Below are 13,891 nucleotides of genomic sequence, written 5' to 3'. Positions count from 1 at the left end.
TCTCGGGAGGGGAGGAACGACAGATGGAACAAGCACGCAAGATATTAAGGCAATACTTCGGATACGATTCGTTCCGCAAAGGCCAGGAATCGCTCATCGGCGCGATCCTGAACGGGCGGGACGTCCTCGGCGTCATGCCGACCGGCGCGGGCAAGTCGATCTGCTACCAGGTGCCCGCCATGCTCATGCCGGGCGTGACGCTCGTCGTCTCGCCGCTGATCTCCTTAATGAAGGATCAGGTGGACGCCTTGAACGCGGCCGGCATCCCGGCGACGTACATTAACAGCTCCTTGTCGGCCAGAGAGACGAACGACCGGCTGCGGGATATCTACGAAGGGCAGTACAAGCTGGTCTACATCGCGCCGGAGCGGCTCGAGTCGGAGCGATTCCGCGGACTGCTCCGGCAGATTCGCGTGCCGCTCGTCGCCGTCGACGAGGCGCACTGCGTCTCGCAGTGGGGGCATGATTTCCGTCCGAGCTACATGGCGATCGTGCGCCTGCTGCGGGATATCGAGCCGCGGCCGGTCATGGCGGCGTTCACGGCGACCGCGACGGACGTCGTGAAGGAAGATATCGTGGAGCGGCTGCGCTTGGCCGAACCGGATCGGGTGACGACCGGCTACGCCCGGGACAACCTGTCGCTCTCGGTCGTGAAGAACGCGGACAAGCGCGACTACATCGTCCGCTTCATCCGCGAGCGTCCCGGACAAGCCGGCATCATCTATGCGTCCACGCGCCGCGAGGTGGACGGCTGCCAGCAGTATTTGGCGGGACTCGGCTTGTCCGTCGGCAAGTATCATGCGGGACTCGGCGAGGAAGAGCGCGCGCAGACGCAGGAGGCGTTCCTGCGGGACGACCTGCAGCTCATCGTCGCCACGAACGCGTTCGGCATGGGCATCGACAAGTCGAACGTACGCTTCGTCATCCACCACAACATGCCGAAGAACGTAGAGGCTTATTATCAGGAAGCCGGTCGCGCGGGGCGGGACGGGGAGCCGGGGGAGTGCCTGCTGCTGTTCTCGCCCCAGGACGTCGTGACGCAGAAGTTCTTTATCGAGCAGAGCGAAGCGGACGACGAGCGGAAGAAAAACGACTACCGGCTTTTGAACGACGTGGTCGAGTACGCGCATACGTCGGATTGCCTACAGCGCAGCATCGTACGCTATTTCGGCGAGGAGGGCGGCGAGCCTTGCGGCCGCTGCAGCAACTGCACGGACGAGCGGGAGCTGCGGGACGTGACGAAGGAGGCGCAGCTCGTGTTCGCCTGCGTCGCCTCGATGAAGCAGCGGTTCGGCGTGACGCTGACGGCCAAGGTGCTGCGCGGGGCCAACGACGCCAAGGTGCGCCAGTTCGGCTTCGACGGCCTGCGGTGGTACGGACGGATGAACGGCTCGTCCGAGAAGGAGATCGTACAGCTCATTCACGCGCTGGTGGCGGACGGTTACATGAGGCTGTCGGACAGCCAGTACCCGGTCGTCCTGCTGACCGAGAAGGTGCGCCCGGTGCTGAACGGCGAGGAGCAAGTGTTCCAACGCGTGGAGCCGCCTGCGGCAGCTTCGGCAGGCCGGAGCCGTTCGGGCTCGCGATCGTCCGGCGGCGCTTCGGTCGCCCCGGCGGACGCGGCGCTGTTCGACCGGCTGCGCGCGCTGCGCAAGGAGATCGCGGATCGCGAAGGCGTGCCGCCGTTCGTCATTTTCCACGACGCCACGCTCAAGGAGATGTGCGAGCTTCGGCCGACGACGGAGAACGAGATGCGCCGGGTCAAAGGGATCGGCGACGCCAAATTCGCCAAGTACGGCAAAGCGTTCGTGTCGCTCATTAGGGAATACGACGACGCATAACGACCAACATGGGATCCGGCGGCTTTTACAGCCTTGGACCCCCTGTTGGCGCGGGAATAGCGGCCGGATGTGCGGCCGCAACCGACTCCTAGCGGCGGCCGATCCCATCGGCGGCGCCTTGTCTTGGGCGCGGGACGCGGCGATGCGCCGCGTCGCAGCCGTTAGGCGTACTTCATCTCGATCTTCTCCATGCGCGCTTGATCGGGCCGCCACTTGGGCAGGCCGTGCTTCGGCAGATAGCCTAGAACGTTCAGCGCAGGCTCGACCGATTCCTCCTCGTTCAGCTTGCCGAGGAGCTGCCAGGTGGCGTACACGTCCGATAAGGCGCGGTGCGCATGTTCGTTGGCGATGCCGTAGCGGGCGCACATCTCTTTTAACGTATGCGGATACGTATGGCGCATCCGGCTAATCGTGAGCGTGTCGATGAAGTCGTTGGAGAAGGAACGGCCGGCCAGACGCTGCAGCGCATGATGCAGGAAACCCAGGTCGAACATGGCATTGTGGGCGACGAGGATGCTGTCTCCGATCATCCGGTTCAGGATGCGGAACGCGGTGTCTTCGTCCATCCCCAGCGCCAGCTGTTCGCTGGTCAATCCCGTCAATTCGGTGATCTTGGGCGGCAGTATGCCGTCAAAGCGGACCAGCGTCGTGAACTGGCTGACGATCTCGCCCTCATAGCAGCGGATCGCGGCCATCTCGATGACGCGGTCGCGCGCAGGGTCGAGACCGCTCGTCTCGAAGTCGAAGACGGTAACATTATGCAAACGCATGGGATAATCCTCCTGCAACGGGTTCTTATTCATCCTATTACCCGAATCTGGAACTGTCGAGCGGAACGGATGTTTGGCCGTGGAGGAGACGCGCTTCATTCGAGAAGAGGAGGGCGACCGGACATGAAGCAAGCTTTCGCCGCTCAGCCCCGATAGAGTGCCGGCTGCTAACGCGTGTGGCATCCGGTGGACAGCGCGCCGTATCGGCGCAGAATACCCCGTATCTCCTGACTCTGCTCGTCCAGGCATTCGACGAACACCGTGACCTCCGGCCACGGTGTTCGCGGTCTGCGGTGCGAGCCGGTCCGTTTGCTCCCTAGGCTGCGCAGCGCATAACCGATGGCGAAGCCGGCCAGAGCGGCGATCAACCCCCACACGATCGGCCCCCACGCCAGGATGAAGCCGACGCTCGAGCCGATGACGGCCAAGGCGGTGGCGCAGGCGAGTCCGACCTCGACGCCGTCTACCGTTCTCTTTCCCGCTACCGTGCGCGGATCCGTCGACGCGTCCATGCCGACCGCCAAGATGCGAGCGGGATTCACGCCGATTCGCTCGACGGCGGCGAGCGCCTGCTCCAATTCCAGAGAATGCTCGAATGTCCCGATGATCAGCAATGAACGCTCCCCCCGTCTATCCCCAAATATCGATCTCGGAGGCGCCGTAACGCGCCTTAAAATATTGCCGCTGTTCCTTTCGGAATAGTTCGTTCTGTTCCAAGGTCGTCACGTACGCATGATACATCGATCCTCCGACGACCGACGGCATGAACAGCAGCCACTGCGGATCGAGCATCGCGGTGGACTGCGGGACATGGCCCAGCATCAGCGCCAGCACGGCGCGATAGAAGTGGGACAAGAGCGAATAGATCCACCACCAGAAGATGCTGTAGAACGCCAGTCCGAACCGATGATTGTACAACTGTCCGAGGCCGGGAAAGAAGAAGGAGTAAAAGACGCCGGCGGCCGGGTTTTTCCGTTCGACATACTGCACCTCCATCGGGGTGATCAGGACGCGGCGAACGGGGGGCTGCGCGGCTTCCGCCAGTTGCGCCATCTTGGTCTGCGTAATGGCCGAACGATAGCTGTCCCACATGGCGAAAAAGTATATGACGATATAGCCCATGGACCAATCCGGCTGCAAGACGGATGCAGCTTTGTCGAACCGGCCGCAGAAGGAATAGACCATGGCCTCGTTGAGATGCGCCATCGAATTGACGATGACTTCCAACAGCGCCAGCAGCAGGCCCCGCATGTACTGGTTCAGCAAATAATGGCCGAACCCGGGGAATGCCGCGGACCACCAGGCTACCATATAGGGCTGATGGGCAACGAGATAGGAATTCCCAAGGACGCTCAACTTGGAAATGTCGTGTCGGGATCGATTTTTCATACCGTTAGTTTGTAATTCATTTCCATCTTTATTCTTCGAAAATGAAGAATCTGGCGTTAAGCAAGACAGCCGCTGCCGGTCGATTATTCCCGTAGGCCCGAGGACATACTTGGAAAGAAACTTTACGTACGCCCATGGAATGGAGGCGTCGCCGTTTGATTTTTGCGTTCTACTTCACCGTTACCATTCTCCTATTGGTCGCCTTGTGCACGTGGAGGCATCATTCGATGCATCTGTTCGAGTTGCTGTTCGTTTGGATGACGGTCGTGTTCGTGGACGATATGTACGTCGCCGTGCTCACTTTGAACTTGAAATGGATCCAGCCCGCATCCGGTATCGAGCACGGACTCGTGCGGTGTATCTACCTGCAAGTGCTGTCGCCGCTCCTAGTCGTCTGGGGGATGACTCTCGCCGACCGGATTCGTCAATGGTATTGGAAAGCGATGCTGCCTGCGGCAACGGGCGTTCTCATCGGTCTCGTTCAACAACACATAACCGTCAGCGGCGTCATGAGGTTCGTTGCCGATGGGAAGTCGAGCTACAACTGGTTGGAATCGATCCTGCTCGTCTACTATGCGTTTGCCGTTCGTTCCGCCTATCGGACGCTCATGAGGAAGGATGGCCTTCGGATATGAGCCTGTTGTATGGGCCCCCGTATGTTTGGTTCAATGTGGCGACGTTTATCGCGGCTTACGGCATGGCGTTCGCGCTGCCGAGGGCGCTGCCGAATTCGATCATGGCGCTCGTCATGCTGTTCAGCTTGACGCTCGCCAAAGGCCTCGACGATACGATCGGGATGAAGCCGTTCGATCTGTACGATATCAACAATAGCGCGCAAGTCGATGTCTGGGATCTCGTGACTTGGCTGCTCTATCCGCCGATCGGCTATTTGTTCATTTACGTGTATCACGTCTGTCGGATCGGAGGATTGGCGACCCCGGTCTATATCCTGTTAGGCTCGCTGTTCGGAACGGGCTTCGAACGATTGACCGTCTACTTCCAAGTATTCCATTACAACGATTGGACGCTTCGATACTCCTTCATGATGTATGTCGCGGTCCAGACCGCCACGATCGCGTTTTTCGTTATCCTGAAGCGGCAATATTTGATAGCCAAGGAGAGGCAATGATTGTGATAATGCCAAGGCGAGGCGACGAGTGCGATAATGCCAAGTTCAAATCACGCCGAGTGACAGACACAAGGAAGTTCTCCCTAAATTAAGAAGCGTGCTGCGCAAGGAGCGGTCTTCTCTCCGCGAGGCTAGGAAAAGCGCGTTGCCCTTGGAACGGTCTTCCTCTACAATGGGATGAGGTTTGTGCCAAAGGAAGAACCGTCCAAGGAGGGAACGCGACATGCGCAAACCTGGTCTCTTTACGTTGTCCGTATATTTCCTGGTCTTGCTGCTGCTAAGCGGCTGCAGCTTGGCCGGCGACAAGCCTTCTACGGCTGCCGTCTCCGGCCCCCAGTTGGAGTGGGCGTTCACCCAAGCCGACCAGCACCCGGAGGAGCAGCTCATCCAAGTGATAAAGGGAGCTCGCCGAACGCTCGAAGTGGCGATCTACAGCTTGACGTACCCGAATATCGTACAAGCGCTAAAAGACGCCAAGAAGCGAGGCGTCGAGGTCCGGCTGATGACGGATCACATTCAATCGGGAGGCAAGACGCAAAAGGAGGCGCTTAAGCTTCTGGGCAGCGCGGGGATCCCGATCAAGATCAATCGGCATAGCGGGTTGATGCACCTCAAGATGACCGTGGCCGATCGGGAAGTCGCGACAACGGGCTCCTTCAACTATTCGAAGGCGGCCAGCACGACAAACGACGAGATGCTGGTTGTCATCCGCAATCCCGAAGTCGCGGCCTCGTTCGCGGACGAGTTCGAGCGGATTTGGGGCGACGACAAAGGATACGAGACGTTGAAGGTTTCGATCGCCCAGCCGGAAGACTCCGTCCCGCCTCAGGCTGATGATGCTGCTTCGCAAGAGGCGGAAGGGGATGCAGGAGCCGGCGGGCAGCAGGCCGGCGGCGAAGCGGCTCCGGCTTCATGCGCCACTCCGAAGATCAAAGGCAACATTAACGCCAAAGGCGACAAGATCTACCATGTTCCCGGCGGCGCAAATTATGACCGTACCAAGGCGGAGCAAATGTTCTGTACGGAAGCTGACGCACAGGCTGCCGGATTCCGCGCAGCGGCGAAGTAATCGTTCTGTACGGAAGTTGACGCACAGGCCGCCGGATTCCGCGCAGCGGCGAAGTAATCGTTCTGTACGGAAGTTGACGCACAGGCCGCCGGATTCCGCGCAGCGACGAAGTAATCGTTCTGTACAGAAGCAGCTGTGCGTTCTGCCGGACTCCGTGCCGCGGCGAAATATCCGTTCTGCACGAGAAGCCGATGCGCAGTCTTACGGATTCCGCGCCGCAGCGGAGTATCCGGGTTTGAAGCGGGCTCCGCCCTCCGCGTTTGTCACCTCTTTCCCCTTTCCTCAATAGGATAGGGGGAGGGGCGTGGTGCGCTTGCAAGCACAAGGATACGATAGGGCCAAAGCCGTTTTTCTCGCCGCTGTGTGCGGCCAGACGTATACGCAGTATGACAATCCGGACGGTACGTTTGTATTGCCTGCCGCCTATGATGTCGTTGAAGCGTTCAAAGGTCAATCGTTTGACGGCGTTCGCGAATGGTTCGGATTCATTCTCGAATCCAAGCATGACGCGATCGTTGCGTTTCGAGGCACCAGCTCTACGTCGGACTGGGTCTCCGACGCGATGGCGTCGCAAGTCAAGTTCAAATACATGAGGGATTCCGGCCTGGTCCATCGCGGTTTCAACGCCATTTACGACTCGATGAGAGGCGTCATCTTGGCTGCGCTCCGGAAGGTATCGCCCGGCAAGCGGCTCTATATTACCGGCCATAGCTTGGGCGCTGCGATTGCCTCATTATGTGCGCTAGACGTGTCCGCCAACACCAAATTCCGTTCCCCCTACATTTATACCTTCGGTTCGCCGCGCGTTGGCGATTCGGCTTTTGCCGGCACCTATGCCGCCCGGATCGGTTCCAGCTATCGCATCCACAATCCGTACGACGCGGTCACGCATATCCCTCCATTCGTCTTCAAACTCCCGAAGCAGGAGACGACCTATTATTACTCCCATACGCGCCATCCTGTTCCGGTGCCGTTCCAGAAAGGCGCCCTCTCTGCCAATCACGTCTTAGGAAGCTACTTCGCGGAGCTCGCCAAGCGGGAGCCTGCTTATACGGAACGGATGTGCAAAGCCAACCCGGGTCTATGCCCAACGTCTGCCTATTCTTAGAACGAGCTGGGAAACGTTTGAACGCTATCCCTTTCGCTCAGAAGGTGACCTTCGTCCCGCTGTCGGCGTCTATTTTCGATGCCGATAAGAAGCACGCCTTTCCGGCTGTGACCACACTGCTGATTCGTCACCTTTACACGCTATCCCTTTCGCTCAGGAGAGATGTCCTCCGTCCCGCTGCCTGCATTTATTTTGATGCCGATAAGCACCCTCTACCAACTACGGAACGCCATATCTTTTCCTTCTTCTTTTGTTCGGTATCCCCTTCGATCAGGGAAATGCGGAGGCTCTCATATGGGTCGATCTGGGAAAAAATATGTTGAAATAGGAACACATGTTCTGTATAATAGAGAAGAGAACTAATGTTCCCATTCGGAGGTCGTCCGGTATGAACTCCAATCCTATTGACCCAACGGTTGATTTCGACGCTTCCGAGGAGCAGTGCAAGGAAGCCTTATTTGCCGCGAAGTGGCCTCGGGGGTACTTTTGCCCATCCTGTCAACATACGCAGCACTATCTCATTCGCACTCGCAGGCACCCCTTGTATGAATGCCGGACGTGCGGCCATCAGACTTCGCTTTTGGCCGGAACCATTATGGAAGGAACGAGAACCTCGTTGCGGCAATGGTTTCAGGCTATTCGGTTGGTCGCCGTCGGGATTAACGCCAAGCAGTTGATGGCGCGGATCAACGTGACATACAAGACGGCCTGGCTCATGAGTCATAAGCTGCGTCACGCGATGACGAAGGCCGATGCGAAGACGTTATTAACCGGCTCCGTCCATGTGCAAGATGCGATTTATGGGGGACCGTTCTCCCATCCGAGCAACAGCCCGCATGCCCATGATCAGCCGGTTCTGGCGGGGGCCGAGGTAGACGAACAGGCGCAGATCGCCTACGTGAAAATGAAGCAAGTGGACAAAAGCCTGCTTAAACGTCGATACCCGGATCGGGAGCTGGGCGAGGATTTCGTCGGTCAGCATGTCGCGATGGACGCGCAAGAGGTATTTATCTCGTCTCGTCCTAGCAAGCATCGCTATCAACCCTTGGCCAAGCTGATGCGGCAGGCTTTTCGGTGGCTGAGCTTCTCCTTCCGAGGGATCGGGCCTAAGCATTTGCAGGCTTATTTAGATGAGTTTTGTTTTCGGTTTAATACGCGGTACGCGGCCACACAGTTAGGGTTTCTTTGTGCGACGACGCGTACGATTACTTATCCTCAATTAACGAAGCGCTCCTTCCAGACAAGGCGAGCACCCTATCCGATTGTTCATCCCAAAGCGAAGTTCTTTCGAGCACTTTCACCTTCTCCGAAAATAGCCAATTAATCTTTCCCAGCTGCCGCTTCTCCAATTCTTTCAATTGTCATCGTATTCCTGAGCGAGCGGGATATCGTCCAAATAGCGTTGGGGATCTACCTCTCTACGAACGGATGTTGTCTATACTGTCTGGTCCAGCGAGAGATCGAGATAAGAGGGGACGCATCTTTTCCTGAGCGAAGGGGATATCGTTCAAATGGGTTTGGAGGAGATTGGTGGTAAGGACATTGAGATTCGAATGCCCCGCGAGAGATTTGAAAGTACGAAGAACATAAGGCCGTCTAAAGCCCTCCACCCGTTCATAGGTATGGAGATGGGAGGGGAAGCGAACATGGACAAGAAGGTCGAGCGGTATTACGAGCTTAAGCAGCAGCAAAGGGAGCTCGAGCGGGAACTCGGCGAGCTGCGGCTCCAGCTGATCGCGCATGCGGAGTCGAACGGACTGAAAGGCTGGGAGAACGGGGAATACCGCGTAAAGATTATCGCGCAGGAGCGCCGGGAGTATGATGATCACAAGTTGTACGAGGCGCTGCCCGATGCCAGCTTGTGGCGACTGCTGTCCAGCGCGGATGCCGCCAAGATCGCCGGTCTTGTGAAGCTGGAGATCCTCTCGGAGGCGTCATTGAGGAATACGTACGCAGTGAAGCAGGTGTCCGCCCTGCAAGTGGAGAAGAAGTAGCTTGAACTTCGCCAAGTATCAGACAAAGCAGGTCAGGCATCGCCAACTTTACAGAATCGCCAACTTTACAGAACCGCCGACTTTGCAGAACCGCCGACTTTGCAGAATCGCCTACTTCGCCAGACACTGCCAACTTCGTTCCGCTTGCGCTTGTCACTCGCTGAATTGTTGGCGGAAGCTGGCGGGCGTCATGCCTGCCAGCTTGTGAAACGTGCTGACGAAGTGGCTGTCATCCTGGAAGCCGACTTGTCCGGCGATCTCTTTGACGTGACGGCCCGGGAACTTCAGCAGCAGCTCTTTGGACTTCTGGATGCGGAATTGCAGCAAATATTGATAGGGGCTGATGCCCCAGCTTTTGCGGAAAAGGGTGCTGAGATGCTGCGAGCTGATGCCCAGCGTCTCGGCCATCCGGGGCAGACCGAGGCTTGGATCGTCGTAATGCTCTTCGATGAGCAGGTAGATCGGAGTCAGCCGCTCATGTCCTTTGGACAAGGAGGGCTGACCGCTGACTTGAACGAACTGCTTAACCTTGGCGAGAAAGGCGTATACCTCCAGCGATCCGTTAATGCCGGCGAAGTCGAAGCTGTAGCGGCACTTCTCGCCGTATTCCGTATGCAGCCGCGCAAGCGGGGAATCCGCCTCCCAGCCGAACGGAGTCATCATGGGCAGATCCAAAGCGGCGGTTATGGGATTCGCCAACGCGCCGTCGAAGGTCAAATACCAGGTCGACCATCTCGGGGTGAGCGGACGGTAATGGTGCGGGACGTTCGGTTTGAGCAGCATGCCTTGGTTCGGAGCGAGCGGGAACGTGCGGCCGCCGACTTCGAACTCGCCGCACCCTTCGACGGTATGAAGCCAATGGTAGCAAGAGAAGCCTTGTTCTCGATGAATCACGCTCTGATGCTCGGAATAGCCAATGCTGAATAGATGCAGCGGCAGACGCTGATCCCATTCGGTGGTCACGAAATGCCGGAAATAATATTCGGCCATTTTGAGTTCATCTACTTTCATTTTCTTATATCGAATAGGCGGTATATTATATTTTAAATGGATTTTAGTTGCATTACAATGAGGTCAAGATTTGTATTTTCTTATATTGAACGATTGGAGCGTGAGCGGAGTGGCTGTCAGATTGGGATTCATCGGTACAGGCGGGATCGCGAACCATCATTTGAATAACCTCGTTCGGATGGAGGGGGTACGGCTATCCGCTTTCTATGACGTAGACGGTCAGAGAGCGCAGAAGGCGGCTTCCCAGTACGACGGCGCGAAAGCGTTCGCAAATCTAGACGAGATGTTGGATAGCACCGAGTTGGACGGGCTATATATCTGCGTCCCTCCGATGGCGCACGGCGATGCGGAGAACAAGGCGATCCAGCGCGGCATTCCGTTCCTGGTCGAGAAGCCGCTCGGGATCGACGGAGGACTGCCGGCGGATATCGCGGCCAAAGTTCGGTCCAAGCAGCTGATCACTTCCGTAGGGTATCATTGGCGGTACAACGAATCGGCGGCGACCGCGAAGCAGCTGCTGGCGGAAAGCAAGCCGGGGATGGCGCTGGGGTATTGGATGGGCGGCATGCCGATGGTGCCTTGGTGGCGCGTGCAAACGGGCTCAGGCGGCCAGTTCGTGGAACAGACGACGCATATCGTCGACCTGCTCCGGTATCTGTGCGGCGAGGTGCGCGAGGTTTACGCCGCCTATGCGCTGCAGGTAATGGGCGAGCAAGTGCCGGGTACGGACGTGCCCGACGTCGGGACGGTGACGCTCAAGATGGCCAACGGCATGGTCGCGACCGTCTCGAATACGTGTCTCTTGCCGGTCGGCCACCATGTCGGGCTCGACATCTACACGGATCAAGGGGTACTGGAACTGCGCAGCGAAGAGCTGCGGGAAGTGACCCGCGAGGGGACGCGCTCGCGCAAGAACGTCGCCAATCCGTACTTCGTCGAGGACGAAGCGTTCATCCATGCGCTCCGGACCGGAGACGCTTCGCGTATTCTCTCGAACTATGAGGACGCGCTGCGGACGCACGAAGTGACGATCGCCGCCAACGATTCCGCCGCGAGCGGCAAGCCGGTCTCTATCGGTTAATCTGACTTGGAGAAGGAGACATTCCCGATGAAATGGTCGCTCTGCATCGGCGCCTACGCCGGACAAGACGAAATCTACCATTTGGAGAAAATCAAATCGCACGGCTTCGACGGGCTGGAATACTATGCCTGGTGGAATCTCGAGGACATCAAGCGGACGGCCAAAGCGCAAGAACGCATCGGAGTCGGCATTAGCGCGACGTGCACCAAATTCATCAGCCTGGTGGACGAGTCGCTGCGGGATGCCTATATCCAAGGGGTTCGCGAGACGATCGAAGCATGCAAGATCCTGAACGTTCGCTCGGTCATCTCCCAGACGGGCAACGTGCTGGACGGCGTTCCGCGCGACGTGCAGCGCCAGACGATGGTAGAGACGCTGAAGCGATGCGCTCCGCTGTTCGAGGAAGCGGGCATCGTCCTCGAAGTCGAACCGTTGAACGGGCTCGTCGATCACGCGGGCCACTTCCTGCAGCGTTCGGACGAATCGGTCGATGTCATCGACCAGGTCGGCAGCCCGAACGTGAAGCTCGTCTTCGACGTCTATCATCAGCAGATTACCGAAGGCAACGTCATCCGCAACGCGGTCGGCTACCTGGACAGGATCAACCACTACCATATCGCGGACAATCCGGGACGCAAGCAGCCGGGGACCGGCGAGTTGAACTACGTGAACATCCTGCGGGCGATTAAGGACACGGGTTTCGACGGCTTCGTCGGCCTCGAGTGCGGCTATACGATCGACACCGACGAGGCGATCGCGCAATTCAAAGACGAGGTGCTGGCGAAGATCTAAGGCGGACAGGAAACTGCGGTGTTCGGATGCCGACGGTTCAAACGCGAGCGTATGAGGTATAAAGTGAACAGGGGGGTGACCCGCAAGCCGCGGCCGGCTTGCGGGTCACCCTTTATTCGGCGGGGGCGGGCCATAAAGGAGGAACGAGATGACCGTCATACTCTCTATCATCTTGCTGCAGATCACTTACGTCAGCCTCATGTCGATCCGATTCATCCTGACGGTAAAGGGCATTCGCTATGTCGCCGCGCTGATCAGCGCGGTGGAGATCGGGCTGTACGTCATTGGTTTCAAACTGGTACTGGACAACCTAGACAACCCGGTGAATCTGATTATCTACTGCCTCAGCTATGGTTCAGGCGTCTTGCTTGGCGTCAAGATCGAGGAGTGGCTCGCGATCGGTTATCTGATCGTGCAGGTCATCACGAAGGAAGAATCCGCGGAGCTGGCGGAGCATCTCCGCAGAAAAGGCTACGGCGTCACCCGCTGGGGAGGCGAAGGGAGAGTCGGACGGCGCTGGGTACATAGCGTCGTCCTGCCCCGCAAACGCCAGCTGCAGCTCTATCGGGACGTGCTGGAGGTCGATGCGACCGCCTTCATCGTCAGCTACGAGCCGAAACGGTTCCACGGCGGATTCTTGGCGCGTCGGTTGTAGAGCTGCACGCCTCGAAGGATTGCAGCCGCATTCGTTCAGAGATTCGGCATGCCGGATCTCGTCTCGACGTATTGGCTCGGCGGGACGTTCTCCATCTGCTTGAACGCCTTGCTGAACGCGTACACATTGGCGTATCCGATTTTCTCCGCGATCGCGCTCATCGACAGTCGACTGTAGAGCAGCAGCTCCTTCGCGCGATCCATTCGGTAACGCATCTGAAAGCGATGCGGAGAGACGCCGTACCGCAGCTTGAACAGCCGCGAGAAATGATAGAGACTCAGCGTCGCTTGTTTGGCAAGATCGCTCAGCCTGATGTCCGCCGCGTAATGGTCGGCGATATAAGCGGCAGCGCGGTCGAGCGCCTGCCGGTGGCGCCGAAGGAGCGGATCGCCGCGTTCCTCCAGGCCCTTGAGGATCGCGTATAGTATACGTAGCACCAGCATCTTCCGAAGCAGCGCAGCGTCTTCGTCGGGCCGATCATACGACCGAATCAGCCGATGCAGATTGTCCAGCACCTCCCCGTGATTGTCGATGCGGATCAGGTCGGGCAGGCGCAGCTGATCGCCCAGGATGTCCGGACGGACCATCCGGCGCTCCGCCTCGCTGCATTCCGCCCACGTCTTGAAGTTGATCGGCACTTCGTCGAAGTCTTCGCCATGCACGGCGTCGAAGTGGATGTGCGGCATCCAGCATTCACCGACCGAGCCGAGGAATTCGTGTTCCTTGGCCGGCTTGAACAGGACGATATCGCCCGGTTTCATTGCGTGGAACGCGTCTTCGATGCGGATCTCCAGTTGGCCCCGTTCCAGATACAGCAGTTCGTAATCGAAGATGATCCGCTTGCCGAGACGCATCTCGCCTTCCATGCGATGATAAAAAGCGCGGCGAACGTTGGGGGACAGCTGCATCAAGAGCCGGCTTCGCGACTCCGCGATCGAGAGGGTCATGAGCCACCTCCATATTGAGCAAGATCGGATAAATAATCCCCAGCGGCATTAAAGTCGAAACGCGACGCCTCTGTTAACATGGACATGGGGATTGTTGGCGTCTGG

Annotated in this window: 15 protein-coding genes and 1 pseudogene; 11 read left to right on the top strand and 5 right to left on the bottom strand. The window is 58.1% G+C overall.

Features of this window, described 5'->3' with window-relative positions; translation table 11 throughout:
* Positions 1-23: 23 nt before the first annotated feature.
* Positions 24-1,841 (top strand): DNA helicase RecQ, encoded by a 1,818-nt coding sequence (gene recQ / locus H7C19_RS02945; RefSeq protein ID WP_185141086.1) that lies wholly within the window; start codon positions 24-26, stop codon positions 1,839-1,841.
* Positions 1,842-2,002: 161 nt separating this feature from the next.
* Here recQ and H7C19_RS02940 read toward each other — a convergent pair whose 3' ends face one another.
* The 3 genes from H7C19_RS02940 to H7C19_RS02930 all read right to left on the bottom strand — a co-directional run bounded on the left by H7C19_RS02940 (position 2,003) and on the right by H7C19_RS02930 (position 4,000).
* Complete coding sequence (locus tag H7C19_RS02940) at positions 2,003-2,611, bottom strand: 3'-5' exonuclease (protein WP_185141085.1); 609 nt, start codon at positions 2,609-2,611, stop codon at positions 2,003-2,005.
* Positions 2,612-2,778: 167 nt separating this feature from the next.
* A complete protein-coding gene (locus H7C19_RS02935) occupies positions 2,779-3,225 on the bottom strand; it encodes a hypothetical protein (RefSeq protein WP_185141084.1) in 447 nt (148 codons plus the stop codon).
* 16 nt (positions 3,226-3,241) lie between these two features.
* The gene (locus H7C19_RS02930) at positions 3,242-4,000 is read right to left on the bottom strand and encodes a DUF5683 domain-containing protein (RefSeq protein WP_185141083.1); all 759 of its coding nucleotides are present in this window, start codon (positions 3,998-4,000) and stop codon (positions 3,242-3,244) included.
* A 227-nt stretch (positions 4,001-4,227) separates the two neighbouring features.
* Here H7C19_RS02930 and H7C19_RS02925 point away from each other — a divergent pair, with 227 nt between their 5' ends.
* The 7 genes and pseudogenes from H7C19_RS02925 (at position 4,228) to H7C19_RS02900 (ending at position 9,300) form a co-directional block, all read left to right on the top strand.
* A complete protein-coding gene (locus tag H7C19_RS02925; RefSeq protein ID WP_185141082.1) occupies positions 4,228-4,635 on the top strand; it encodes a hypothetical protein in 408 nt (135 codons plus the stop codon).
* The gene (locus H7C19_RS02920) at positions 4,632-5,129 is read left to right on the top strand and encodes a hypothetical protein (RefSeq protein WP_185141081.1); all 498 of its coding nucleotides are present in this window, start codon (positions 4,632-4,634) and stop codon (positions 5,127-5,129) included. The genes H7C19_RS02925 and H7C19_RS02920 overlap by 4 nt, the downstream gene beginning before the upstream one ends.
* A 223-nt stretch (positions 5,130-5,352) precedes the next feature.
* The gene (locus H7C19_RS02915) at positions 5,353-6,198 is read left to right on the top strand and encodes a phospholipase D family nuclease (protein WP_185141080.1); all 846 of its coding nucleotides are present in this window, start codon (positions 5,353-5,355) and stop codon (positions 6,196-6,198) included.
* A gap of 307 nt (positions 6,199-6,505) precedes the next feature.
* Complete coding sequence (locus tag H7C19_RS02910) at positions 6,506-7,306, top strand: lipase family protein (RefSeq protein ID WP_313731302.1); 801 nt, start codon at positions 6,506-6,508, stop codon at positions 7,304-7,306.
* 334 nt (positions 7,307-7,640) lie between these two features.
* Positions 7,641-7,865: pseudogene (locus H7C19_RS35625) on the top strand (transposase family protein); the annotation flags it as partial.
* 36 nt (positions 7,866-7,901) lie between these two features.
* The gene (locus tag H7C19_RS02905; protein WP_246469276.1) at positions 7,902-8,630 is read left to right on the top strand and encodes a hypothetical protein; all 729 of its coding nucleotides are present in this window, start codon (positions 7,902-7,904) and stop codon (positions 8,628-8,630) included.
* 322 nt (positions 8,631-8,952) lie between these two features.
* A complete protein-coding gene (locus H7C19_RS02900) occupies positions 8,953-9,300 on the top strand; it encodes a hypothetical protein (RefSeq protein ID WP_185141078.1) in 348 nt (115 codons plus the stop codon).
* 153 nt (positions 9,301-9,453) lie between these two features.
* Here the strand turns inward: H7C19_RS02900 and H7C19_RS02895 are convergent, their stop codons facing one another.
* A complete protein-coding gene (locus tag H7C19_RS02895; RefSeq protein WP_221469010.1) occupies positions 9,454-10,290 on the bottom strand; it encodes a helix-turn-helix domain-containing protein in 837 nt (278 codons plus the stop codon).
* A gap of 130 nt (positions 10,291-10,420) precedes the next feature.
* Here H7C19_RS02895 and H7C19_RS02890 point away from each other — a divergent pair, with 130 nt between their 5' ends.
* The 3 genes from H7C19_RS02890 to H7C19_RS02880 all read left to right on the top strand — a co-directional run bounded on the left by H7C19_RS02890 (position 10,421) and on the right by H7C19_RS02880 (position 12,839).
* Positions 10,421-11,392, top strand: a complete 972-nt coding sequence (locus tag H7C19_RS02890; RefSeq protein WP_185141076.1) for a Gfo/Idh/MocA family protein — start codon at positions 10,421-10,423, stop codon at positions 11,390-11,392.
* A 27-nt stretch (positions 11,393-11,419) separates the two neighbouring features.
* Positions 11,420-12,184 carry a TIM barrel protein gene (locus H7C19_RS02885; protein WP_185141075.1) on the top strand — a complete coding sequence of 255 codons (765 nt, stop codon included), beginning with the start codon at positions 11,420-11,422 and terminating at the stop codon, positions 12,182-12,184.
* A gap of 148 nt (positions 12,185-12,332) precedes the next feature.
* Complete coding sequence (locus tag H7C19_RS02880; RefSeq protein WP_185141074.1) at positions 12,333-12,839, top strand: DUF2179 domain-containing protein; 507 nt, start codon at positions 12,333-12,335, stop codon at positions 12,837-12,839.
* A gap of 35 nt (positions 12,840-12,874) precedes the next feature.
* On the opposite strand, the gene H7C19_RS02875 is transcribed toward H7C19_RS02880, so the two are convergent.
* Positions 12,875-13,786: an AraC family transcriptional regulator gene (locus H7C19_RS02875; RefSeq protein WP_185141073.1), complete on the bottom strand. Its 912-nt coding sequence runs from the start codon at positions 13,784-13,786 to the stop codon at positions 12,875-12,877.
* Between the last annotated feature and the right edge of the window lie 105 nt (positions 13,787-13,891).

Source organism: Cohnella nanjingensis, from assembly GCF_014212125.1.
In the GTDB taxonomy this organism is placed as follows: domain Bacteria; phylum Bacillota; class Bacilli; order Paenibacillales; family Paenibacillaceae; genus Cohnella; species Cohnella nanjingensis.
This window is presented reverse-complemented; position numbering and strand designations above follow the sequence as displayed.

Coding starts and splice junctions, on each gene's coding strand:
- recQ (WP_185141086.1), top strand. CDS start 24: ATGGAACAAGCACGCAAGATATTAAGGCAATACTTCGGATACGATTCG.
- H7C19_RS02925 (WP_185141082.1), top strand. CDS start 4,228: ATGCATCTGTTCGAGTTGCTGTTCGTTTGGATGACGGTCGTGTTCGTG.
- H7C19_RS02930 (WP_185141083.1), bottom strand. CDS start 4,000: ATGAAAAATCGATCCCGACACGACATTTCCAAGTTGAGCGTCCTTGGG.
- H7C19_RS02880 (WP_185141074.1), top strand. CDS start 12,333: ATGACCGTCATACTCTCTATCATCTTGCTGCAGATCACTTACGTCAGC.
- H7C19_RS02905 (WP_246469276.1), top strand. CDS start 7,902: ATGGAAGGAACGAGAACCTCGTTGCGGCAATGGTTTCAGGCTATTCGG.
- H7C19_RS02900 (WP_185141078.1), top strand. CDS start 8,953: ATGGACAAGAAGGTCGAGCGGTATTACGAGCTTAAGCAGCAGCAAAGG.
- H7C19_RS02920 (WP_185141081.1), top strand. CDS start 4,632: ATGAGCCTGTTGTATGGGCCCCCGTATGTTTGGTTCAATGTGGCGACG.
- H7C19_RS02915 (WP_185141080.1), top strand. CDS start 5,353: ATGCGCAAACCTGGTCTCTTTACGTTGTCCGTATATTTCCTGGTCTTG.
- H7C19_RS02875 (WP_185141073.1), bottom strand. CDS start 13,786: ATGACCCTCTCGATCGCGGAGTCGCGAAGCCGGCTCTTGATGCAGCTG.
- H7C19_RS02895 (WP_221469010.1), bottom strand. CDS start 10,290: ATGGCCGAATATTATTTCCGGCATTTCGTGACCACCGAATGGGATCAG.
- H7C19_RS02885 (WP_185141075.1), top strand. CDS start 11,420: ATGAAATGGTCGCTCTGCATCGGCGCCTACGCCGGACAAGACGAAATC.
- H7C19_RS02940 (WP_185141085.1), bottom strand. CDS start 2,611: ATGCGTTTGCATAATGTTACCGTCTTCGACTTCGAGACGAGCGGTCTC.